We start from the raw sequence: 23191 nt of genomic DNA on the forward strand, positions 1-23191 counted from the left end.
GCGCGGGTGCGCAGACCGGTCGGATCGTCTCGCCCGCGAGAACGAGCTTCACGAACGGGATAGAATCGGCGAGCGACGCGTTGGCGGTGCCGTTGTGCTCGCGGCCCGCAGACGGGTGCACATCGGCCGTTGTGCCCGCCCGCGCACGCGTCCCTGGCAAGCGCGAGTTCGAGCGGCGTCGGTCCGTCGTCCGCGCGCGTACCGATGAAGACAGGCGTCGCGATCTTCAGCGCCGGGTACTTCAGATAGTCGTCCCACCACGTGTTCAGGCGCGCATCGCCGCCCCGGCTTCACGGTGTGCGCGTGAAAGAGGTGCGCGAGCGCCGCATCGTCCTCGAGCGACGCGAGGCAACTGATTCGTGCCTGTTCGAGAATCGGCAGCATGGTCTCGGCCAGTACTTCCTCGGCGCGCAGCGACGGGGCGATCTGTTGCGCGGACAGCACCGCGTCGAACTGGTACGCGAGCGTCGGATCGACGCGTTCGGCATTGCGCCGGTAGACCGTCTCGAACTTCGGCAGTGACGCGAGCGTGGCGTGCGATGCGTTGTAGATCGTGCCGGTCGCGACGGTTGCGCGGATCAGGAGTTCGAGCGCATAGACCGGCGCGTAGCCGGCTGCCGCGCTCACGGCCGAGCCGCCTGGCGACCGGCCGGCCAGCACGACTTCGTTCGCGAAGCCCGGCACGCCGCCTAGCTCCGCTCGTACGCTGTCGAGCAGCGTGTAGCTGTTCGAGCGGTTGTTGAGCTGCGGATTCGGGGCGGGCGTGCCGAGACCCTGATAGTCGGTTGCGATCACCGCGAATCCTTGCTCGAGCCATGCGTTCAGGTAGCGCACGTCACGATACGAGCGGCCGAACCACGACAGCGCGCAGATGTCGGCCATCGACCTTTCGTTTACGGATCGTCCTGCCTTCACTTCATCGTACGCAGTCCAGATCGTTTCCCGACGGGCCAGACTCACTGGCAGCGGCACCGGGAGAGGCAGGGCCCAAGTCAAGCCATGTGATTCGTCGAGCGTTCGAAATACCCGTTGAGAAAATCAACGAAGACTCTGACCTTGGCAGACAGGTTTAGGCGCTCCGGATAGATCGCATAGATGTCGGCAGCTGGCAACGACCAATCCCCCAGTATCCGTACCAGCTCGCCCGAGTCTATATGGGGCTGCACGTCCCATTCCGAGCGCACGAGTATTCCGTGTCCATCGATCGCCCAACGCAAGGTTGCCTCACCGTCGTTACTGCTCATGGATCCATGTACCTTGACCAGTTCATGGCGTTTGCCTTTCGTGAAATGCCACGTACCGTACGCGGTGTCGTTCTCGCGCAGCACGATGCAATTGTGCGTGCGGAGATCGCCCGGCACTCCGGGAAACTCGCGGGTTTTCAGGTATTCAGGGGATGCGCATACGAAGCGCCGGTTCGTCGCGAGTTTCCTTCCCACCACCCTCTGATCCGGCAATTCGCCGAACCGTATGCCGACGTCATAGGCCAGTTCGGCGAGATTCATCGGACGATCCGTAAGCTCGAGCTGAACGTCGACGTCGGGATAAAGATGCCGGAACTCGGACAGCGCGGGGGCGATGTGACGCCGTCCAAAGCCGAACGTTGCGTTGACCTTCAATAGACCGCGGGGCAGGTCTCGGCTGCTTGATACGAGGCGCTCGAGTTCCTGTACCTGCTCCAGCAGCTTCGCACCGGTCGTGAGGTAGATCTCACCCTCGTGCGTCATCGCGAGGCGGCGAGTCGTCCGGTTGAGAAGCTTGACGCCGAGGCGCCGTTCCAATTGATTCAGGCGGGCACTTACCGCCGGAGGCGTGACGCCCAGATCGCGCGCGAGCGCCGAAAGGCTGCCTTGAGTGACCAGCCGTGCGAAGAAGTCGAGGTCGGCAATGGGATCCATCTTTAAGTTTGGTTTAAAAATGGGTTAAGAGAGGGGTGATTTTAATGCTCGTCCACCCAAATTACACTTCGGGAAACGCCGCAGACCGGCGTGTACGGGAAACCAGGAGGAAGAATGGGGCAGACGCTGTATCAGAAAATCGTCGCGGATCACACGGTTTTCAGAGTCGATGAGCAGCACGTCGCGCTATATGCCGATTTGCACATCATGAACGAATACACGAGCCCGCAGGCATTCGCGGGCTTGGCGGAAAAAAACCTGCCGGTGCGGTGCCCGGAGAAGCAAATGGGCGTTGTGGATCATGTCATCCCGACGCACGCTGTTCCCGCAGACAAGCGCACGATCGTCATCGATGCAGCAGCCAGCCAGGCCGCGAACTTCACGCGCAATTGCCGGAAGCACGGGATTCATCTGTTTGACGTGACGGACCGCGAGCAAGGCATCGAGCATGTCGTTGCACCCGAGATCGGTCTGATTCGACCTGGCATGGTGGTGTTGTGCGGGGATAGCCACACGACGACGTACGGAGCCCTTGGGGCGCTCGGCTTTGGAATCGGCACGTCGGAAGTCGAGCACGTGCTTGCCACGCAGACACTCATCTACCGCGTCGCGCGAGACATGCGTATCCAGGTGGACGGCATCCTGCCCGCCGGCACGACTTCGAAGGATCTCGTCCTTTACATCATCGCTCGGATCGGAGCGCAAGGCGCTCGCGGCTTCGTGGTCGAGTACCGTGGATCCGCGATTGACGCGCTCAGCGCCGAAGCACGTATGACGCTCTGCAACATGACGGTGGAGGCAGGCGCGCGCGGCGCACTGATTGCCCCTGACGACACGACCGTCGAGTACGTATCGGCACGCATCAAGGACTTGTCGGTCGACGAGATCGGTGATGCCGTGCAACGTTGGAAACAGCTGAAGTCGGATGCTGACGCCATATTCGATGCCGAGCATCGTTTCGACGCGGGTGATGTCGCCCCGTTTGTGACATGGGGGACGAGCCCCGATCAGGCGATTGCCGTTACCGACCGCATTCCATCGCTTTCCAGTGAACCGCTTGAACGCAGCAACGCGTCCAAGGCCCTCGACTACATGGGGCTGGATGCCGGCGCACCGATTGTCGGACTTGCAGTGGACCACGTGTTCATCGGCTCATGCACCAACGCTCGAATCGAGGATCTGCGCGCCGTCGCGGATATCGTGCGCGGTCGGAAGGTTGCATCGTCTGTACGCGCGATGGTCGTGCCCGGTTCCGGGCTGGTTCGCGAGCAAGCCGAGCGCGAGGGCATCGCGCAAACGCTGATCGATGCGGGATTTGAATGGCGCCAGCCGGGCTGTTCAATGTGTCTGGCGATGAACGACGACATTCTGCAACCGGGTCAGCGCTGCGCTTCGACGACCAATCGCAACTTCGAGGGACGTCAGGGGCGCGGGGCACGAACGCATCTGATGAGCCCTGCCATGGCGGCGGCGGCAGCGTTGGCCGGCCATATCGTCGATGTACGCAAGGAATTGAACCATGTCTAAGCATCAGTCAATTGCAGGTATTGCAGCGCCGCTGCCTTTGAATAACCTCGATACCGATCAGATCATGCCGAAGCAGTTCTTGCTTGGTATCGACAAGTCCGGTCTCGCACGCGGAGTTTTCTATGATCTTCGCCATGAACCGGATGGCTCGCAGCGCGAGGACTTCATACTGAATCGTCCAGACTATCAGGGTGCTCGCATCCTTGTCACAGGCGCGAACTTCGGTTGCGGATCGAGCCGCGAACATGCGGTGTGGGGCCTTCAGCAAGCTGGTATCGAGGCGATCATTGCGCCGAGTTACGGTGAGATTTTCTATTTCAATGCGCTCAACAACCGATTGCTTCTGATCACGCTCGATCCCGGTTCCGTTTCTGCCATCGTCGAACAGATCGGTGATCCTGCGACAAGCGTATTGACCGTCGATGTCGTCCGGCAACACATTGAAACCGCGAATGGAGACGTGCACCGATTCGAAATGCCGGCGAGGCAAAAGCGCATGTTTGTCGAGGGGCTCGACATGATCGGGATGACGCTCGGCGAATCAGCGGTCATAGCCGAATTCGAACGTCGACACCACGCGAACCACCGCTGGATGCAGATCGACCTGCCGCAGCAGCAACGCCGCTGAGCGACGCCGCGGAGACGTTCGAGTGTTCGCCAGGAGGACAGCCGGATCCGGCTCGTCCGGCTGAACGGCAGGCAGCTGCCGAAACATAAATACCGGAGACAAAAGATGGAAACGTCGTCGTCACATACGCGTGTCACTGCATCTGCGCGCGTGTTCTCGCTTGCAAGGATAGAGATTGGCGGCATGCCGCTGCCGATGTTCGTTGCTGTAGCCGCGATCACTATTTTGGCCGTACTGACGAGAAGGCTGCCAAACGACATGATCGGGGGCTTCGCGGTACTGATGTTGTCCGGACTATTGCTAGGAGAACTCGGGCGACGGATTCCGCTGTTCAGGCATATCGGCGGCCCTGCCATTCTGTGCTTGTTTGTTCCGTCCGCGCTGCTGGGTTACCGCCTGATGGACGACGTGACGCTTAAGGCAATCACGACGACGATGAAGACGGCAAACCTTCAATATCTCTACATCGCATGTCTGGTTGCGGGAAGCATTCTGGGGATGAACCGCAAGATTTTGATCCAGGGTTTCCTCAAGATGTTCGTCCCGCTGCTGATCGGCTCCATCGTGGCCATCGCAGTTGGCTTGATGGCCGGGCTGGCGTTTGGTTACGACGCGAAGCACACGTTCTTTTATATCGTCATGCCGATCCTCGGCGGAGGAATCGGCGAGGGAATTCTTCCGCTTTCGATCGCGTATTCGGAAATCACTGGGAACGCACAGGGTCATCTCGTCGCGATGATGGTGCCTGCGGCGCTGATCGGCAATGTCGTCGCGATTCTTGCCAGCGGTCTGCTCAAGCGCCTTGGCGAAAGGCATCCCCAGTTCAGCGGCGATGGGCGGTTGGTCAGAACCGGCGAAGATCAGGATTTGCTCAAGGCGCAAAAGGCGGAGGCTCCGCTGGATTTGCGGCTGATGGGATTCGGTTTGCTTCTGTCATGCACATTGTTCATTCTTGGCGGTCTGCTGGCGCCGTTGACGGGTATACCCGGTCCAGTTCTGATGATCGTCGCTGCGGCTGTATTGAAGGTATGTCGTACGATTCCCGAGGCGATGGAAGTAGGTGCATATCAGATGTATAAATTCATGTCGACGAATCTGACGTTTGCCGTTCTTGTCGGACTGGGTACGTTGTTCGTGTCGTGGGACAAGCTCGTCAACGCTTTCTCGCTGGGATATTTCGTGATCTGTGCGTCGATCGTCGCCTCGATGGTGGTGTCAGGCTTCTTCGTCGGGGCGCGGCTGAAGATGTATCCGGTCGAGTCCGCCATTGTGACGGCTTGCCATAGCGGATTGGGCGGAACCGGTGACGTGGCAATTCTGTCTTCGTCGAACCGGATGGGTTTGATGCCGTTCGCGCAAATCTCCACTCGGATTGGAGGTGCCGCGATGGTCGTGTTCGCTGCGGTCATGATGCGGTGGCTGCATTGACGGAGTCGTCGAGCCGGCATGGATCATGTCGTTCGTGCTTCGTGTACGAGCAGCACCGTGCCGCTGATTTCGAAGCGGAACGTCGGCGCGTGCACGAACGAATTTCGCTGCAGCGGATCGTCGACCTTCGCGAAGCTGTCGATCGCGCCGTCGATCACGATTGCCGCATCGACGAGATTGCCGATGTCGAGCTCGATACTGTCCGCCTCGCCGTAGGCGTCGCTGCGGAACTCGACGTCGGTCGCGCCGGTACACGATGCCGACTCTTCGACATGCTCGAAGCCGTTCAATCCGAAACGGCGGATCGTGCCGTTGACGACGCGGATCCGGCCGCGCCACGCGGCCCAGCGATATCGGTCCCGGATGCGGGTGCCCCTCCAGCGCACGCGGATCAGGCAGACGACGCCGTGCAACGAGATCGAACAAGGCGTGCACGAGCCGACCGGCAAGCTGCCTTTCGAGGCGCAATTGAGCGAACGTTTCCAGGTGAGCCGTGTAACCGTCAGGCTCGCGCTCGACCGCCTGACCGACGCGCGCATGGTCGAGCGCAAGCAGGGTAAAGGGACGTTTGCGGCAAAGCAGCTGCTGCGGCATCGGCTCGACGTGCTGGGCGGACTTCACGGCTCGATCGCCGAGCACCGCGCACGAGCACGGATGGAATTGCTGCGCATGGAAGCGTACGACGTGCCGCCGGGCTTGCGGCAGGCATTCACCGCCGACGTCACGCGCTGCATCTATCTCGAACGCCTGCACTGGATCGACGACGAACCGGTCGCGTTCGCGCCGATGCGCCTGCTGCCCGGCGCCGCAACCGTCGCCTTCGAGCAGGCCGAGCGCATGTCGACCTACGAAGTGCTGGAAGGCTTGCTGGGCTGGCGGATCACGGAGGCCGACATGTCGGTGACGGCCATGGGTTCGCCCGAAGACGTTGCGGAGCATCTTCGGATTGGTGCGCAAATGCCGTTGCTGGTGTTGCGGCGTGCGTCTCGCTTGACGGACGGCCGCATCTGCGAATCCACCGTGTTCGATATCCGGCCTGAGCGACTCGGCCTCATCGTGCGAAGCGGCGTGGAGGCGAGGTTCGTCGGCTGATGGAGCGAAGGCCGGGTGGTCGGTGACGTGCGGTGTGCTGCTCACGGGATTCGTTATCTGCGCGCGGCAGCGAAGCATCACAGCAATCGGTATTTTGCGTGCGCCCGAGGTTGACTAAGATCAAACACTCAGGCGGACGCCAGTATCGTCAACCGGTCCGCCCGTGCCCGGATCATGAACAACCCTACAGATTCTCCACCGCTCATCTCGCTGCCGGAAAGCGAGCATCGCCCTCTCTCGGTGCGCGCGAAGGCGCTCGTATTCGCCGATCCCGCCTCGCGCGCGGTCCTGCGCTTCGTCGAGCAGATCGGACCCAGCGCCGCGCCGGCGCTGATCCTCGGCGAGACGGGCACCGGCAAGGAGCTGGTCGCGCGCCATATCCACCATGTCAGCGGCCGCACCGGCGCGTTCATCGCGGTCAACTGCGGCGCGATCAGCCAGCAGCTCGCGGAGAGCGAACTGTTCGGCCACGAGGCCGGCGCGTTCACGGGGGCGCAGGGGCGCCGCGTCGGCTATTTCGAGGAAGCGAACGGCGGCACGATCTTTCTCGACGAAATCGGCGATCTCGCGCCGCCGCTGCAGGCGAAGCTGCTGCGCGTGCTGCAGGAGGGCGAGGTGACGCGCGTGGGCGCGACCCGTGCGCGGCCGGTCGACGTCCGCGTCGTCGCGGCGACCAACGTCGACCTCGAGCAGGCCGTGCTGGCCGGCAATTTCCGGATGGACCTGTTCTACCGGATCAATCTCGCCCGGGTGCGGCTGCCGCCGTTGCGCGAGCGGCCGCAGGACATCCTGCCGCTCGCCGAGCATTTCCGCGGGCGCTATTGCGCGCAGCTGAAGCGGCCGCAGCCGATGCTGTCCGAGGCCACGGTCCAGGCGCTGCACGCGTATCCGTGGCCCGGCAATATCCGCGAGCTGGAAAACGTCATGCATCTGGCGTTGCTCGTGTCGAACGGCAACCTGATCCGCCCGGAGCACCTGAAGTTCTCCGAGGCACTCGCAGGCTATGCGCAAGCCGACGCCGGCGCGGCGACGTTGCCGCAGGACGACATCCGCGCGGGCGTGCGCCGCCTGTTCCGCGCGCCCGGCGAAAGCCTGCTGCGCGACATCGAGGAACTGGTCGTCTGCGAGGCGTTCGAGCATTGCCGGTTCAGCCAGGTGCGCACGGCCGCGCTGCTCGGTGTCACGCGCAACACGATGCGCACGCTGCTCGCGCGCCACGGGCTGCTCAGCGAGCCGCGCCCGGAATCCGCATTCGACGACTGACTCGTCGCGGGGATCGGCGCTGTCGCCGTCTCGCCGTCCGGCGCGTCAAGACAGGCTGGCGCGTGCCAGCCGCGTGCGCACGCGCGGCAATACGTGCTCGCCCACGCGCGCCGCTTCCTCCAGGTTCGGATAGGACGACAGCAGGAAGGTATCGATGCCGAGTTGCCGGTATTCGTGGACGCGCGCGGCAACCTGATCGTAGCTGCCGACGATCGCGGTGCCCGCGCCGCCGCGAATCAGGCCGACACCGGCCCACAGGTTCGGATATACCTCCAGTTCGCGCAGCGAGCGCAGCGCGCCGCGGCTCAGCGCGGTCTGGCGCTGCTGACCGACCGATTCGTAGGCGGCAAGCTTGCGCTGTGCGTCGACATAGGTCTGGTCGGAAATCTCGTTCAGCAACGCGTCGGCGCGCGCCCATGCGGCGCGTTCGGTCGGGCGGGCGATCACGTGCACGCGCAGCCCGAAGCGCAGCCGACGGCCGTGCATCGCGGCCAGTGCACGCAGCCGCGCGATGCGCTCCCGCACGGCGTCGGGCGGCTCGCCCCACAGCAGGTACGTATCGGCCTGGCTCGCGGCCACCTGTTCGGCAAGCGTCGACGCCCCGCCGAGATAGAGCGCCGGCGGGGTCGCGAGCGGCACGCCGGCATGCGCGGGGTTCAGCATGTAGTAACGCCCGGCGACGGAGTGGCCGGCGCCCTGCCACAGACGCCGCAGGATCCGCAGGCATTCGGACGTGCGCTGGTAGCGCGCGTCGTGATCGAGAAAGTCGCCGAGCGCACGCTGGTCGTAAGCGCTCGAGCCGTTGACCGCGAACAGGCGCAGGCGAGCGCCGCTCATGCGCTGCAGGGTGGCCGCCTTGCGCGCGATCTGTTCGGGCTGCTCGAGGCCCGGGCGGAATGTCACGATCGACGCGATGCGGTGCGTTGCACGCGCGAGCTGCGCACTGACGAGCCACGGATCCTCGAAGCCCGCGGCCATCGGCAGCAGCAGGCTGTCGAAGCCGGCGGCCTCGGCCGCGCAGGCGACGCCGCGCAGGTATTCGGGCGTGGCCGGCCGATAGTCCTGCATGAAGGTCGGCGGGCGCGGCAGGCCGCTGTTGGCGAGATGCGGACCGTCGCCGTTGGTCGGCAGGAACCACGCGAAATCGACGCTCATGCGTCGCCTCGCCGGCGGCTTGCCCGACGCGCGACGCGCGCGCGTCGCACGTCGTCGAACCCGACCGTGCGCCGGAGCAGCGCATCGGCCGGCGGTGGCGCGAGGCCGCGCGCGCGATACGCGCGTTCGACGGCCGCCGCCACCGGCGGCGCGCTGGCCGGTACGAGCAGCCCGTCGCACCACGACGCGGCGAACGCGATTTCGCGCCGCTCGGCGACCGACCAGTAGACGGGAGGCCGCTGCGCCGCGAGATCAGGCAAACGGGCATGCTCGACGCGATAGTAGACCCCGCGATACTGCAGCGGAGAATCGGTTGCCCACAGTGCGCGCAGGAGCGACAGGAATTCGGCGCTGCGCGCGAGCCGCTGGTCGCGGTTCAGATGCATGGCGCGGTCGGTCGCGTCGACGTCCTGCGCGTCGGCTTCGCATGCGAGCAGCGCGCGGCCGCGGCTCAGCGACTGCAGGCTCTGCGCGAGATGGGCGGCGGCGACGGGCAGCATCGCGCCGGCCTGCAGCGTCACCATCACGCGCAGCGCCGGTAGCGCGTCGACGAGCGCCGCGGCCGCCATCCACGGGTCGGGACCGGTAGCCTGCGCGGGCAGCAGCACGGCGTTGCAGCCGGCCGCCACGCCGACCTCGGCAATCGCGATCCAGTCGGCGGCCGGGTCGGGGCGTGTGTCGTCGCAGCCGATGTTGAGCCGCAGCAGCAGACGCGGCGCGCTCATGCGGGTGCGTGCGCCGGCCGCCAGCCGAGCGCCGGCGCAATCGTTTCCGCGAGCGCGCGCAGCCGCGCCAGCGCGTCGTCGAGCGACGAGCTTTCCGATTGCACGACCGGCAGGAAATAGTCGGCGAACGGGAACAGCGCCGGGTCGCCGCGCAGGCTTTCGATCACGTCGTCCGGATGCCCGTAGTGGACGTTCAGCAGCCGCACGATCTGCTCGGGATCGGTCACGTCGGGATGGCCGCTCGCGGCGAGCCACGGGATATGGCGCACGACGTCGGGCGCCAGCGCGGCGAGCGCGGTGCGCCGGTCGCGTGCGGGAAACACCGCGCGCACCACGCCGATGCGCGGTGCCGGTGCGCCGGCGTGCGCGTATTCGCGCCAGGCGTCGAGATACGCGTGCGCGAGCGGCAACTGCACGGTGCGCGGATCGTGCACGGCGGTGCCGAGCAGCAGGCCGTTGCCGTGCCGTGCGGCGAACCGCGCGCCGTCGGGCGACGCGTGCGAATGCCACAGGCGCGCGCGCACGCCGGGCGCCGCGGGCTGCAGCACGAGCGGCGGCGCGTCGGCGGCGGCTGCGTGCGCGAGCGGGCGGCCCGCGAGCGCATCCTGCAAACGTTCGAGCGCGGTCGCGAAGCGCGCCTGCCGCGTGTCGACGTCGAGCCCGAACGCGGCGAACGCGTCGAGATTCGCGCCGCCGCTGCCGAGGCCGAGTTGCAGCCGGCCGCCCGCCAGCGCGTCGAGCACCGCCGCATCTTCGGCGAGCCGCAGCGGATCCTCGAGCGACAGCGTGACGATTCCCGTGCCGAGTTCGATGCGGCGCGTGCGTTGCGCGACGGCGGCCAGCAGCACGAGCGGCGACGGCAGCCGGCCGTATTCCGCGCGGAAATGATGCTGCGCGACGAATCCGCCGTCGAAGCCGAGCTGTTCCGCCGCGACGAACAGCGTTTCGAGCTCCGCGTAGACGCGGCGCGCGTCGCCGGTGCCGTGGACGTGCGTGAGGAAACCGAGCTTGAACGGCCGGCGCTCGGCCGGTGCGGGTGAGGACGATCGAGTCATGTCGGGATCGGATCGGAAGTGAGCGAAGCGGCTTCGGGGCCTGCCGAGGCCGGCCTCCAGCCGAGCGCCGGCGCGATCGCGCCGGCGACGGTCTCGAGCCGGTGCAGCGCGTCGCGCTGCGAGGTGCCGGCCGTCTGCACCTGCACGACCAGCTCGGTTGCGCCGGCCAGCGCGGGATCGATCTGAAGCGCGGCCGCGATGTCGGCGGGCGCACCGCGTAGTACACCGAAGCGATCGAGCAGCGCGGGGAGGTCGGCGTGCCCGGGCGCCGGTGCGCCGCCGGCCGCGGCCAGCCGCGCGGCGTACCGCAGGATGTCGGGGCCGATCGCCGCCTCGACGCCGGCCGCATCCGCGCCCGGCACGACCGCCCGCACGAGTGCGACACGGGGCGCGCCCGGATGAGCCCACGCGCGGCGATAGCGCGCCACGAGCGCCGCTTCGCCGTCCTGTTCCGGACGCGTGCGCGCGACGATCAGCCCGTGACCGTTGCGCGCGACCGCTTCGGCATCGCCGGTCGCTTGCCAGAGACGCGCGGCCAACGTGGGCGCGGGCGGTTGCAGCGTCGCCCCGGCCGGGGTGACCGGCGCGCCGTCCAGCGCCCGGCGCAACGCCGCGAGCGCGTCGGCCTGCAGCGCCGCGCGCGCACCGAAATCGCGGCCGAACGCGGCGAACACGTCCGCCTCGAAGCCGGCGCCGACACCGAGCTGAAGGCGGCCGTCGGCCAACGCGTCGAGCACGGCCGCATCTTCCGCGACGCGCAGCGCCGCTTCGAGCGGCAGCACGATCACGCCGGTGCCGAGCGCGATGCGCCGCGTGCGGCGCGCGGCGGCGGCCAGCAGCACGAGCGGCGACGGCAGCCGGCCCGTTTCGCTGCCGAAATGGTGCTGGGCCACCCACGCGCTGTCGAAGCCGAGCGCTTCCGCCGCTTCGATCAGCGCGAGCGTGTCGTGCAGCACGCGCGGCGACGAATCGGGCGCGTAGACGCGCGTCAGCACGCCGAGTCGGAACGGGCGCGTCATGCGGCACCGCCGCGGACCGGTGCGACCGTATCGCCGCGCAGCGACGACGGGCGCCGAAAGAAGGGCGGGCGCGGCAGGCCGAGCTGATCGCGCAGCGTCGGGCCTTCGTACTCGGCGCGGAACAGCCGGCGGCGCTGCAGTTCGGGCACGACGAGATCGACGAAATCGTCGAGGCCGCCGGGCACCCACGCGAACGCGATGTTGAACCCGTCGGCGCCGTACGACAGGAACCATTCCTCGAAGCGATCGGCGATGGTCTTCGGCGTGCCGGTGACGACACCGGCGCTGGCAAAGCGCTCGTAGAGCTGGCGGATCGTCAGGTTCTCGCGGCGCGCGAGATCGACGATCGACTGCTGCCGGCTCTTGCTGCGATTGCTCGGCGGCAGCTCGGGCAACGGTCCGTCGAGCGGATAACCGGACAGGTCGAAATCGCCCGCGTTGTCGGCGAGCAGCCGCAGTCCGAGCACCGGATCGATCAGGTCCTGCAACGCGCGCAGCTTGTCGCGTGCTTCGGCCTCGGTCGCGCCGACGATCGGCATCACGCCGGGCAGGATCTTCAGGTGCTCCGGCCGGCGGCCGTGACGCGCGAGGCGGCCCTTGACGTCCGCATAGAATGCCTGTGCGTCGTCGAGCCGGTGCTGTGCGGTGAAGATCACTTCCGCGCAGCGTGCCGCGAGTTCGCGGCCCGCCTCCGACGAGCCGGCCTGCACGAGCACCGGATGGCCCTGCGGCGCGCGCGCGACGTTCAGCGGGCCGCGCACGCTGAAGTGCGGCCCGTGATGATCCAGCACATGCAGCTTGCGGTGATCGAAATGCAGGCCGGCGGCCTTGTCCTCGATGAACGCGTCGTCTTCCCAGCTGTCCCAGAGCCCCGCCACGACGCGCTGGAATTCGTCGGCGCGCGCGTAGCGATCGGCGTGCGCGAGGTGCGGCGTCGCGCCGAAATTCGCCGCTTCGTCGGGCACGACCGACGTGACGAGATTCCACCCCGCGCGCCCGCCGCTCAGGTGGTCGAGCGACGCGAACTTGCGGGCGATGTGGTACGGCGCGTTGTAGGTCGTCGTCGCGGTCGCGATCAGGCCGATATGTTGCGTGACGGCCGCCAGCGCCGCGAGCAGCGTGAGCGGCTCGAAGGTGTCGGCGCGCGCGCTGCGGCGCAGGGAATCGATGTGGCTGCCCTGCGTCGCGACCACGTCAGCGACGAACAGCGCATCGAGCTTGCCGCGCTCGGCCGTCTGCGCCATGCGGCGGAAATGCGCGAAGTCGCGATTGCCGTTCGGCTGCGCGAGCGGATGACGCCAGCCGACCACATGGCTGCCGCCGCCGTTCAGCATCGCGTTGAGTTTCAGGGTGTCGGTGCGGCGCGTCATCCGGATGGATTCCTCAATACGTGTAGGTCACGCGTACGCCGACGGTGCGCGGCTGCCCCGCGGCGGCGACGTTCGTGCCGGGCAGGAAGAAGTTCTTCGTCAGGTCGTACTGGCGGTTGAACAGGTTGCGCGCCCACAGCGCGACGTCCCAGTGCCGGTCGGGCGACGTGACGGTCAGGCTCGCGTTGACGAGCCAGTAACTGTCGACCGTGTAGTTCGGGCCGAGCAGCAGCAATTGCGAATAGGCGTCGCGGTAGCTGTAATTCGTCTCCGCGCGCAGCCGGTAGCCGCCCGCGAGCCAGCTGTACGCGACCTGTCCGCCGTAGCTCAGGCGCGGGAAGCTGAGCGCGCTGCCGTTGTAGTCGGTGAACACGTTGTGGCCGCTCGCCGCCGACGCCTGCGTGTTGTACGTGACGAACGGCGACGTGTACTTGCCGCTCTTGTAGCCGACGTACTGCGAGATTTCCAGCCCGCGCACCGGCTGCCATTTCAGGTCGGTCTCGAAGCCGTCGATGCGCGATTTCGGCGCGTTGACGAACGTGCCGATCAGCGATTGCGAGTTCGGGTCGAAGGTGGCTGACAGCACCTGCTGGTCGCGATAGTCGTAATGGAACGCCGACGCGTTCCAGCGCAGCGAGCGCGTGAGGTCGCTCTTGAAGCCCACCTCGTACGCGGTCAGCGATTCGGGCTTGAACGGCGCGAGCGCGTTCGAATTGCCGGTGTTGTGCGCGGTGAAGCCGCCCGACTTGTAGCCGCGGCTGACGGTCGCGTAAAGCATCGTCGCCGGGGCGAGGTCGAATTCGAGGCCGACCTTGCCCGACGTGCCGTTCGACGTCAGCGACTGGTTCGCGTCGCCGCCCCGGAAGCCCGCGAACGGCACGAACGACGGCGTCAGCATGCCCGACGCGAAGCCGCGCAGTTCGCGCTTCTCGTGTTCCTGCCGCAAGCCGACGATGCCGCGCAGGCGTTTCGTGATGTCGTAGGTCGCCTGGCCGTAGACGCCGAGCGTGTCGACCGACTGCCGGTAGCGCGTGAGCGCGATGAAGCCGAGCCGGTCGCTGAAGTCGGAATAGAACTTCTCGTCGAGATCGTCGTGCGAGTAGAACAGGCCGGAGACCCAGCGCAGCCGCGTGTCGCCGCGCGACGACGCGCGCAGTTCCTGCGTGACTTCGTTGACGGTGTCGTCGAAGTACTCGTCGGAGTCGTGATAGCGGGTGGCGTCCCAGTCCGAATATTCGCGGCGGTGCAGGTAGTTGTACGCGGTGATGCTCTTCAGTTCGACCGGCCCGAGATTCCACGTCGCGGTCAGGTCGACGCCGCCGTTCACGTTGTCGCGCCCCGGCTTCGCGTCGGTCGACAGGCCCGTCGCGCGCGAAAACGCGGGGCTCACGCTCCAGCCGGTTTTCGTGTGATCGGCGTCGGCCGGGATCACCTCGCCGGTCTTGGACGACGTGTACGGCGTGAACAGGTAGAGCCCCGTGTTGTCGGACTTGTCGAATCCGCCGTGCGCGCCGAAGTGCAGCTTGAAATCGCGCGCGACGTCCCAGTCGAGTTGCGCGCGCGCGGCGGCGCTGTCGTGGTTGCCGAGCGTCTGGTTGGTCGCGCGGTTGTTCTGCCATGCGCCGAAGTCCTGCGTCGTGAACGCGAAGCGGCCGCGCACGCGATCGCTCAGCGGTCCGGACACGTAGCCTTCGGTCGTCAGCAGGTTGTGCGTGCCGTATTCGACGCTTGCGCCCGCCTGGAAGTCGCGGGTCGGCTGGTTCGTGATGAAGTTGACCGTGCCGCCCGTCGTATTGCGGCCGTACAGCGTGCCCTGCGGGCCGCGCAGCACCTCGACGCGCGCGATGTCGAACAGTTGCCCCTGGGTCTGGATCGGCAGCGCGTACGCGACGTCGTCGACGTTGATGCCGACCGTCGACGCGTTGTTCGACGTGTAGTCGTTGAAGCCGACGCCGCGAATCCGGAACTGCGGCTGGCCGCCGCCGAACGCGGGCTCGACTTCGACGCTCGCGGTCGCATGCTGCAGGTCGTTGACGGTCTCGACGTTCAGCGTCTTGAGGTCGTTGCCCGATATGACCGACATCGACGTGCCGACGCGCTGCGCCGATTGCCGCCGCCGCTGGGCCGTGACGATCACGTCCTTCAGCTGGGCCTCCGCGACCGGCGCGCCGCCGTTCGCGTGCGTCGCGCCGGACGCCGCCGATGCAGCCGGTGCAAGCGGGGCAGCCGCGGCCGCCGAAGCGGCGATCGGCGCCGCGGTGACCGCCGGCTGCTGCTGCGCATGCAGCGCCGGCGCGGCGGCCAGCAGCGCCGACGCGCCGAGGGAGGCGCTCAACATCGTGTATTTCATCCGTCTATCCCCAAATCGAAGCGTTGTTATGCGTGTGGTCCGGCGCGGTGCCGCGCATCGAGTCGATGGCGCCGCGGCTCGGCAGTGCGTGAGCGGGGCTTTGCAACAGGCGTGCCAATGGGCGCTCGGGCACGCCCCGCAACGGATGGGTGCCGAAAGCGGCGGCCGGACGACGCAGCGCGCGCGCATGCGTTCCAGTCGTTTTGCTGGAATTCCAGCAGCGCCGTCGCGCATCGCGCGGCGTGCTGCATTTGCGGCATCTCGCTGGAAATCCAGCGCGCCGCGCGCGGCGCGATGGCCGCACAGGCCGACGGGACCGCATTGGCATGGTGCTTGCTGTCGACGGAGGCCATGCACCCGTCCACGAGGATCTTCATGAACGCATTCACGTCTGCCGACACGCCGGCCAGCGCGCCGGCCCCGCTGTCCTCCCGTCCACCCGCGAGCCGCATCGTCGACGACGCGCACGCGCTCGAAACCGCGCGCCGGCTCGCCGACGAACTGTCGCGCGACGCGGCGCTGCGCGACCGCGAGCGGCGCCTGCCGTTCGCGGAGCTCGACCTGTTCTCGGGCAGCGGGCTGTGGGGCATCACGGTGCCGCGCGCGTTCGGCGGCGCGGACGTGTCGCTCGCGACGCTCGGCGAGGTCGTGCGAACCATCGCGCAGGCGGACCCGTCGATCGGCCAGCTGCCGAAGAATCACTTCCACGCGCTCGATGTGATCCGGCTGACGGGCGACGATGCGCAGCGCCGCAAGTTCTTCGGCCTCGTGCTCGACGGTGCGCGGATCGGCCATGCGGCGTCCGAGCGCGGGACGAAGAACGCGCTCGAGATCGGCACGCGGCTCTCGCGGCGCGGCGGGCGGCTCGTGCTCGACGGTCAGAAGTTCTATTCGACGGGCGCGCTGTTCGCCGACTGGATCGCGGTGCTCGCGCTCGACGACGACGGCCGCTACGTGCAGGCGCTGGTCGAGCGCGACCGGCCGGGGCTCGAGATCGTCGACGACTGGAGCGGCTTCGGGCAGCGCACGACGGCGAGCGGCACGCTGACGCTGGCGGGCGTGGAGGTCGACGAGCAGGACGTGGTGTCGATCCAGGCCGCGTTCGAGCGGCCGACGCTCGCGGGCCCCGTGTCGCAGTACCTGCACGCGAACATCGACGTCGGCATTGCGCGCGCGGCGCTGGACGACACGCTCGAGTTCGTGCGCACGCGCAGCCGGCCGTGGGCCGACAGCGGGATCGCGCGCGCGTCGGACGATCCCTACGTGATCCGCGACGTCGCCGACGTGCAGATCCGCCTGCTCGCGACCGAAGCGCTGCTCGACCGTGCGGCCGCGGCGCTCGACGCGTTGCCGGCCGAACTCGACGACGCGCAGGTCGCGCACGCATCGGTGCAGGTTGCGGCCGCGAAGGTGCTGAGCACCGAGCTCGCGATCCTCGCGACCAACAAGCTGTTCGAACTGTCGGGCACGCGCTCGGTGCTGAGCGAATACAACCTCGACCGTCATTGGCGCAATGCGCGCACCCATACGCTGCACGATCCGGTGCGCTGGAAATACCACGCGATCGGCAACTACGTGCTCAACCACGTCAACCCGCCGCGCCACGGTTACCTGTGATGACCGACACGCTCTCGACTCCATCGCCGTGGGTGCCGAAGGACCCGGCGCGGCGCCGCTATGCGCTCGCCGCCGCGTGGGCCGCGGCCGGGCTCGGCGGTGCGGCGCGCGTGTTCGCGGCCGACGCCGCGGCGGCGCCGGTGCGCGGCGGCACGCTGTCGCTGTTCGCGCAGCCGGAGCCGCCGTCGCTCGTCAACGCGCTGACGCCGCACGTCGCGTCGCAATACGTCGGCGGCAAGATCTTCCAGGGGTTGCTCGGCTTCGACCCGCAACTGCGCGCGGTGCCGGTGCTCGCGCGCAGCTGGCGCGCGTCGGCCGACGCGCTGACCTGGACGTTCGACCTGCAGCCGGGCGTGCGCTGGCACGACGGGCAGTCGTTCGGCGCGCAGGACGTGGTGGTCACGCTGAAGGACATCGCGCCGCAGGCGCTGCCGCGCACGAAGGTGACGTTCGACAAGTACGTCGCGTCGATCGACGCGAGCGGCCCGCTGCAGGTGACGATCCGCCTGAAGAAGCCGTACGCGGGGCTGATCAACCTGCTCGGCAGCGGGCTGCTGCCGATCCTGCCGGCCCATCTGTACCAGGGCAAGGACCCGCGCAGCAATCCCGCGAACCAGCATCCGGTCGGCACCGGCCCGTTCGTGTTCCGCGAATGGAAGCGCGGCGCGTACATCCGCGTCGCGCGCAATCCGGATTACTGGAAGAAGGGGCTGCCGTATCTCGACGGGATCGTATTCAACGTCGTGCCCGACGCGGCCGCGCGCTCGATCGCGTTCGAGCGCGGGCAGATCCACGCGCTGCGCGCGGGCGACGTCGACTACGCGGACATCGCGCGGCTCGCGAAGCTGCCGGGCGTCGCGATCACGACGCAGGGCTGGGAGCTGTTCACCGGGATGGCCTTTCTCGAGCTGAACCAGCGCAAGCCGCCGTTCGACAACGTGCTCGTGCGGCAGGCCGTGCTGCACGCGCTCGATCGCCAGTTCATCGTCGACCGTATCTTCTTCGGCTACGGGAAGGTCGCGAGCGGGCCGTTCGTGTCGTCGTCGCCGTTCTACGATCCGAACGTGCCGCGCTTCGCGTACGACCCGGAGCGGGCGCGCGCGCTGATCCGGCAGTCGGGGGTCGACGTCGGCAAGTTTCCGCTCGTGCTGGTCAACGGCGAGAAGGGCGGCGCGTGGGAGCGCGTGGCCGAATACACGCAGCAGGCGCTCGGCCAGGCCGGCTTCCGGCTGCGCGTGCAGACGACCGATGCGGCCGGCTGGTATGCGCGCGTCGCGAACTGGGATTTCGACCTGAGCTACAACTTCCTGTTCCAGAACGCGGATCCGGATTTCGGCGTCGCGCCGCTGTACCGGATCGACGGCATCTCGAAGGGCTCGCCGTTCGGCAACGTCGCGGGCTACCGCAATCCGCAGGCCGATGCGCTGTGGGACGCGGCCGCGCTGGACACCGATCCGGCCGTGCGCCGCGCGCGCTACGCGCAGCTCCAGACCACGCTCGCGAACGACGCGGCGATCGCGAACATCTTCGAGATGGTCAACCCGACGCTGTACCGGCGCAACGTCCACAACCTGCTGCGCACGGCCACCAGCGTGAACGACAGCCTCGAGGACACGTGGATCGGATGACGCGATGAACACGGCGCTGCGTTTGACGTCGACGGTGCTGCGGGGCCTGGCGGTCGTGCTGGGCGTGCTCGTCGTGAACTTCTTCCTGGTGCGGCTCGCGCCGGGCGACCCCGCGCTGATGCTCGCCGGCGACGCGGGCTCGGGCGATGCCGCGTACGTCGAGCGGCTGCGCGCGCAGCTCGGCTTGAGCCGGCCGCTCGTCGAGCAGTTCGCGCTGTATCTGCGCGATCTCGCGCACGTCGATTTCGGCTTCTCGTACCGCAACCAGCTGCCGGTGCTGCAACTCGTCGCCGAGCGCCTGCCCGCGACGCTGCTGCTGATGGCGGCCGCGTTCGCCGTGTCGGTCGTCGCGGGCGTGACGGCGGGGGCGGTGGCCGCGTACGGCGAGTCGCGCGGCGGTCCGTGGGCGCGCCGCATCGCGCGCGCGATCGGCGCGCTCGCGGTGATCGTCTATGCGACGCCGCTGTTCTGGCTGTCGCTGATGAGCGTGATCGCGTTCTCGGTGGTGCTCGGCTGGCTGCCGTCGTTCGGAATGGAAAGCGTCGGTGCCGGCTACACGGGATGGCGCCACGCGCTCGACGTGGCCGCGCACCTGGTGCTGCCGGCCACGACGCTCGGGCTCGTGTACGGCGCGATCTACGTGCAGCTCACGCGCGCCGCGATGCTGGAGGTGATCGAACGCGAGTTCGTGCGGACCGCGCGCGCGAAGGGCGCGTCCGAGCCGCGCGTGATGATCCGCCACGTGCTGCGCAACGCGCTGTTGCCGGTCGTCACGCTCGGCGGACTGCAGCTCGGGCAGCTCGCGGGGGGCGCGCTCGTGACCGAAATCGTGTTCGCGTGGCCCGGCCTCGGCGGGCTGATGTACGACGCGCTGCTGCAGCGCGACTATCCGGTGCTGCTCGGGCTGCTCGCCGTGGTCGCGGCGCTCGTGGTGCTGTTCAATGCGCTGACCGACCTGTTGTACGGGATCGTCGATCCGCGCATCGGCCGGCGGGACGCGCGATGACGGGCCGCTTCGTGCATCGTTTCGTGCGCGCGCGCGGCGCGGCGGCCGGCACGCTGTTTCTGGCCGTCGTCGCGCTCGTCGCGCTGAGCGCGCCGCTGTGGCTGCCGTCGCCGTGGCGCATGGCCGGCGAGCCGTTGCTGCGGCCGCTGCAGGCCGGCCATCCGCTCGGCACCGACATGCTCGGGCGCGACGTGCTGGTCGCGCTGCTGTGGAGTGCGCGCGTGTCGCTGTTCGTCGGGCTCGCGGCGACCGTCGCGACCTTTGTGCTCGGCGCATCGATCGGCGCGCTCGCGGGCTGGTGCGGCGGCTGGGTCGACCGGGCGCTGATGGCGCTCACGACGCTGTTCCAGACCGTGCCGCAATTCGCGGCCGCGGTCACGATCGCGGCGGTGCTCGGCGCGTCGCTCGAATCGACGATCGTCGCGATCGCCGCCGTGTCGTGGCCGGCGATCGCGCGGCTCGTGCGTGGCGAATTCATCGGGCTCGTGCAACGGGAGTTCGTGCTCGCGGCGCGGCTGGCCGGCGAGTCGCCGGCCGCGCTCGTGCGGCGCCAGATCCTGCCGCACGTCTGGCCGCCGCTCGCGGTGCTGGCCGCGCTGATGGTCGCGACCGCGATCCTCACCGAGTCGGCGCTGTCGTTTCTCGGGCTCGGCGATCCGTCGCAGATGAGCTGGGGCTTCATGATCGGCGCGGCGCGCAACGTGGTGCGCGACGCGTGGTGGCTGAGCATCTGGCCGGGGCTCGCGATCGTCGCGACCGCGCTCGCGATCAACCGGGTCGGCGAAGGGTTGCGCCACGCGTCGGCGCTTGCGGAGCCGGGGCGATGAGCGGCGCGCCGCTGTTGTCGGTCGAGCGGCTCACGCTCGCGTTGCCGGCCCGCGCGGAGCGCCGCGACGCGGTGCGCGACGTGTCGCTGACGGTCGCGCCCGGCGAGGTGCTGTGCGTGGTCGGCGCGTCCGGGTCGGGCAAGTCGCTGCTCGCGGCCGCGATCGCCGGCCTGCTGCCGCGCGGCGTGCGGCACGCGGCCGGGCGGATCGCGCTGCGCGGGCGGGACCTCGCGCACTGCAGCGACGCCGAATGGCGCGCGGTGCGCGGCCGCGACGTGTCGATGATCTTCCAGGAACCGCTCGCCGCGCTGAATCCGCTGATGACGGTCGGCGCGCAGGTCGACGAGGTGCTGCGCGTCCATCGCGTGCTGAGCGGCCGTGGCGACGGTGCGGCGCGCGCGGCACGCGTGACGGCGCTGTTGCGCGACGTCGGCCTGCCGGAGCCCGAGCGGCTGCGGCATGCGTATCCCGACGCGCTGTCCGGCGGCCAGCGTCAGCGCGTGCTGATCGCGATGGCGCTCGCGCTCGAGCCGGCCCTGCTGATCGCGGACGAACCGACCACCGCGCTCGACGTCACCACGCAGGCGCGCATTCTGGCGCTGATCGAGCAGGCAGCCCGTACGAAACGGGCCGGCGTGCTGCTGATCACGCACGACTTCGGCGTGGTCGCGCGCGTCGCCGATCGCGTCGTGGTGTTGCGCGATGGCGAGCAGGTCGAGAGCGGTCGCGCGGCCGACGTGCTGCGCGCGCCGCGCCATCCGTATACGCGCGCGCTGCTCGATGCCGTGCCGCACGGTCGCGTCGCAGCGCGTGCCGTCGCCCGCGGCGGCGTGCCGCTGCTGGACGTGCAGGGCCTGCGCAAGCACTATGCGTCGCGCCGCGCGTTGCCGTTCCTGCCGGCGCGCGGCCGGCGCCGCGTCGACGCGCTGGTCGACGTCGGCTTCGCGCTGCATGCCGGCGAGACGCTCGGCATCGTCGGCGAATCGGGTTCCGGGAAGTCGACGCTCGCGCGCGCGCTGGTGCGGCTCGCGCGGGTGGATGCGGGGCGCATCGTGCTGCGCGGCGAGCACGATCTCGCGCGCCTGGCCGACCACGCGTTGCGGCCGCTGCGTCGCGACGTCCAGATGGTGTTTCAGGATCCGTACGCATCGCTGAACACGCGTCAGACGATCGCGCAGATCGTCGCGACCGGCCTGCTCGCGCACGGTGTCGGCCGCGCTGCGGCGTATCGGCGGGCGGCCGAGCTGCTCGCGCAGGTCGGCTTGCCGCCGGATGCACTCGACCGGTATCCGCACGAATTCTCCGGCGGGCAGCGCCAGCGCATCAGCCTGGCACGTGCGCTGGCGCTCGATCCGTCGATCCTCGTGGCCGACGAAATGGTGTCGGGGCTCGACGTGTCGGTGCAGGCGCAGGTGCTCGAACTGCTCGCGTCGGTGCAGAAGCGCCACGCGATGGCGATCGTGTTCGTCACGCACGACTTGCGCGTCGCCGCGCAGATCTGCGACCGCATCGCGGTGATGCAGGCCGGGCGCATCGTCGAACTGGGCGATACCGCGCAGGTTTTCGGCGCGGCGCGCCATCCGTACACGCGTGCGTTACTCGATGCGATGCCGGTGCTGCCGGCGCGCGTGAGCGCGACCGGCACGCAGGACGGCAGCGCGCACGCCCATCGAACCAACGAGGAGCACTCATGACGTCCGATTCGAACTTCGCGGTCGCGGCTTCCGCGGTCGTGGCCGGTGTGCCGGTCGAGGTGCGCGCGGGGCGCACGCTGAGCGTCGCGCATCGCGCCGCGCCGCGCGGCTCGCCGCATGCGGGGACGGTGCTGTTCTTCGCGCACGGCGGCGGCGGCAACAAAAACCAGTGGCGAGCGCAGTGGCGCACGTTCGCCGATGCGGGCTACGAACTCGTCGCATGGGATTTCCTCGGTCACGGCGACAGTCCGCGGCCGCCCGCGCGAAGCGGCGCCCATCACGGCGACGAAACGCTGCGCGACTATCTCGCGCTGTTCGACCGCTACAAGGGTGCGCACAACGTGCTGGTCGCCCATTCGCTGGGCACGGGAAGCACGCTCGCCTTGCTCGAGCGGCTGGCGGTGCTCGGGCGGCTGCACGAAGCGAGCGGTGCGCTGCTGCTCGGCACGCAGCTCGCGCGCCCCGTGACGCGGCCGCCGGCGTTGCCGGGCTGGCTGCTCGAATGGATCAAGCCGGTGTTCGCGCGGCGCTTCCGGCGGCTCGCATGGCATCCGCAGGCCGACCCGGCGCTCGTCGCTTACGAGTCGCGCGTCGCGCGCCGCAACCGGATGACGACGTTCCAGGTCGTGCTGCGCGACGCGCCGTGGCCCGATGCGGCGCGGCTGGCCGCGCTCGACTTGCCGGTCGCCGTGCTCGCCGGCGACAGCGACGGCCTGACACCGCCCGCCGGCGGACGCGCGCTGGCCGACGCGTTGCCGAATGCGTCGTTCGGCGTGCTGCCCGACTGCGGCCATCAACTGATGCTCGAGCGGCCGGATGCGGTCGGCGCCGCATTGCGTGCGCTGCTCGAGCGCACCGTGCAAGCGGCGCCCGTCCGATGAGCGGCCGCCGAAGAACCATGAAACAGCA

21 protein-coding genes are annotated in these 23191 nt (G+C 68.5%); 11 read left to right on the top strand and 10 right to left on the bottom strand.

What is annotated here, in order from left to right:
• Positions 1-48 precede the first annotated feature (48 nt).
• The gene (locus tag U4Y91_RS03445) at positions 49-882 is read right to left on the bottom strand and encodes a lipase family protein (RefSeq protein ID WP_321803294.1); all 834 of its coding nucleotides are present in this window, start codon (positions 880-882) and stop codon (positions 49-51) included.
• A gap of 110 nt (positions 883-992) precedes the next feature.
• The gene (locus tag U4Y91_RS03450; RefSeq protein ID WP_044845544.1) at positions 993-1898 is read right to left on the bottom strand and encodes a LysR family transcriptional regulator; all 906 of its coding nucleotides are present in this window, start codon (positions 1896-1898) and stop codon (positions 993-995) included.
• 114 nt (positions 1899-2012) lie between these two features.
• On the opposite strand from U4Y91_RS03450, the gene leuC reads away from it, so the two are divergent.
• From leuC to U4Y91_RS03465, 3 genes are all read left to right on the top strand, one after another.
• A complete protein-coding gene (gene leuC, locus U4Y91_RS03455; RefSeq protein WP_321803297.1) occupies positions 2013-3425 on the top strand; it encodes a 3-isopropylmalate dehydratase large subunit in 1413 nt (470 codons plus the stop codon).
• Positions 3418-4053 carry a 3-isopropylmalate dehydratase small subunit gene (gene leuD, locus U4Y91_RS03460; RefSeq protein ID WP_044845546.1) on the top strand — a complete coding sequence of 212 codons (636 nt, stop codon included), beginning with the start codon at positions 3418-3420 and terminating at the stop codon, positions 4051-4053. The genes leuC and leuD overlap by 8 nt, the downstream gene beginning before the upstream one ends.
• A gap of 105 nt (positions 4054-4158) precedes the next feature.
• Complete coding sequence (locus tag U4Y91_RS03465; protein WP_044845547.1) at positions 4159-5481, top strand: 2-hydroxycarboxylate transporter family protein; 1323 nt, start codon at positions 4159-4161, stop codon at positions 5479-5481.
• Between the two features lie 23 nt (positions 5482-5504).
• On the opposite strand, the gene U4Y91_RS03470 is transcribed toward U4Y91_RS03465, so the two are convergent.
• Positions 5505-5930, bottom strand: a complete 426-nt coding sequence (locus U4Y91_RS03470) for a hypothetical protein (protein WP_321803298.1) — start codon at positions 5928-5930, stop codon at positions 5505-5507.
• On the opposite strand from U4Y91_RS03470, the gene U4Y91_RS03475 reads away from it, so the two are divergent.
• Together U4Y91_RS03475 and U4Y91_RS03480 are read left to right on the top strand one after the other, a co-directional pair.
• On the top strand, positions 5911-6573 hold the full coding sequence (locus U4Y91_RS03475; RefSeq protein WP_321803299.1) for a GntR family transcriptional regulator: 663 nt from the start codon (positions 5911-5913) through the stop codon (positions 6571-6573). The genes U4Y91_RS03470 and U4Y91_RS03475 overlap by 20 nt on opposite strands.
• Before the next feature lie 174 nt (positions 6574-6747).
• On the top strand, positions 6748-7836 hold the full coding sequence (locus U4Y91_RS03480; protein WP_321803301.1) for a sigma-54 dependent transcriptional regulator: 1089 nt from the start codon (positions 6748-6750) through the stop codon (positions 7834-7836).
• A 45-nt stretch (positions 7837-7881) separates the two neighbouring features.
• Here the strand turns inward: U4Y91_RS03480 and U4Y91_RS03485 are convergent, their stop codons facing one another.
• The 7 genes from U4Y91_RS03485 to U4Y91_RS03515 are packed head-to-tail and all read right to left on the bottom strand — an operon-like array spanning position 7882 to position 15887.
• Entirely contained in the window at positions 7882-8991 is a 1110-nt protein-coding gene (locus U4Y91_RS03485; protein WP_321803303.1) for an LLM class flavin-dependent oxidoreductase, read from the bottom strand.
• The gene (locus U4Y91_RS03490) at positions 8988-9716 is read right to left on the bottom strand and encodes an LLM class flavin-dependent oxidoreductase (RefSeq protein WP_321803305.1); all 729 of its coding nucleotides are present in this window, start codon (positions 9714-9716) and stop codon (positions 8988-8990) included. The genes U4Y91_RS03485 and U4Y91_RS03490 overlap by 4 nt, the downstream gene beginning before the upstream one ends.
• Positions 9713-10771, bottom strand: a complete 1059-nt coding sequence (locus U4Y91_RS03495; protein WP_135800988.1) for an LLM class flavin-dependent oxidoreductase — start codon at positions 10769-10771, stop codon at positions 9713-9715. Before U4Y91_RS03495 ends, U4Y91_RS03490 begins: the two co-directional genes overlap by 4 nt.
• Positions 10768-11790, bottom strand: a complete 1023-nt coding sequence (locus U4Y91_RS03500; protein WP_321803306.1) for an LLM class flavin-dependent oxidoreductase — start codon at positions 11788-11790, stop codon at positions 10768-10770. The genes U4Y91_RS03495 and U4Y91_RS03500 overlap by 4 nt, the downstream gene beginning before the upstream one ends.
• Entirely contained in the window at positions 11787-13160 is a 1374-nt protein-coding gene (locus U4Y91_RS03505) for an LLM class flavin-dependent oxidoreductase (RefSeq protein ID WP_321803308.1), read from the bottom strand. The genes U4Y91_RS03500 and U4Y91_RS03505 overlap by 4 nt, the downstream gene beginning before the upstream one ends.
• Positions 13161-13173: 13 nt before the next feature.
• Positions 13174-15498, bottom strand: coding sequence for a TonB-dependent receptor (locus U4Y91_RS03510; RefSeq protein ID WP_321803309.1), 2325 nt, complete (start codon positions 15496-15498; stop codon positions 13174-13176).
• Positions 15499-15536: 38 nt separating this feature from the next.
• Complete coding sequence (locus tag U4Y91_RS03515; RefSeq protein ID WP_321803311.1) at positions 15537-15887, bottom strand: hypothetical protein; 351 nt, start codon at positions 15885-15887, stop codon at positions 15537-15539.
• Between U4Y91_RS03515 and U4Y91_RS03520 the strand changes: the two genes are divergently transcribed.
• Genes U4Y91_RS03520 through U4Y91_RS03545 form a run of 6 tightly spaced genes read left to right on the top strand, consistent with a single transcriptional unit; the run spans position 15886 to position 23163 of the window.
• A complete protein-coding gene (locus tag U4Y91_RS03520) occupies positions 15886-17127 on the top strand; it encodes an SfnB family sulfur acquisition oxidoreductase (protein ID WP_321803312.1) in 1242 nt (413 codons plus the stop codon). The two genes, U4Y91_RS03515 and U4Y91_RS03520, sit on opposite strands and share 2 nt — an antisense overlap.
• Positions 17127-18755, top strand: a complete 1629-nt coding sequence (locus tag U4Y91_RS03525) for an ABC transporter substrate-binding protein (protein ID WP_321803314.1) — start codon at positions 17127-17129, stop codon at positions 18753-18755. The genes U4Y91_RS03520 and U4Y91_RS03525 overlap by 1 nt, the downstream gene beginning before the upstream one ends.
• 4 nt (positions 18756-18759) lie before the next feature.
• On the top strand, positions 18760-19761 hold the full coding sequence (locus U4Y91_RS03530; RefSeq protein ID WP_321803315.1) for an ABC transporter permease: 1002 nt from the start codon (positions 18760-18762) through the stop codon (positions 19759-19761).
• Positions 19758-20588, top strand: coding sequence for an ABC transporter permease (locus tag U4Y91_RS03535; RefSeq protein WP_321803317.1), 831 nt, complete (start codon positions 19758-19760; stop codon positions 20586-20588). Before U4Y91_RS03530 ends, U4Y91_RS03535 begins: the two co-directional genes overlap by 4 nt.
• Entirely contained in the window at positions 20585-22282 is a 1698-nt protein-coding gene (locus tag U4Y91_RS03540) for an ABC transporter ATP-binding protein (RefSeq protein ID WP_321803318.1), read from the top strand. Before U4Y91_RS03535 ends, U4Y91_RS03540 begins: the two co-directional genes overlap by 4 nt.
• A complete protein-coding gene (locus U4Y91_RS03545) occupies positions 22279-23163 on the top strand; it encodes an alpha/beta fold hydrolase (RefSeq protein WP_321803320.1) in 885 nt (294 codons plus the stop codon). Before U4Y91_RS03540 ends, U4Y91_RS03545 begins: the two co-directional genes overlap by 4 nt.
• The last annotated feature ends 28 nt before the right edge of the window (positions 23164-23191 follow it).

This window comes from Burkholderia sp. BCC1993 (assembly GCF_905339865.1).
GTDB lineage: Bacteria > Pseudomonadota > Gammaproteobacteria > Burkholderiales > Burkholderiaceae > Burkholderia.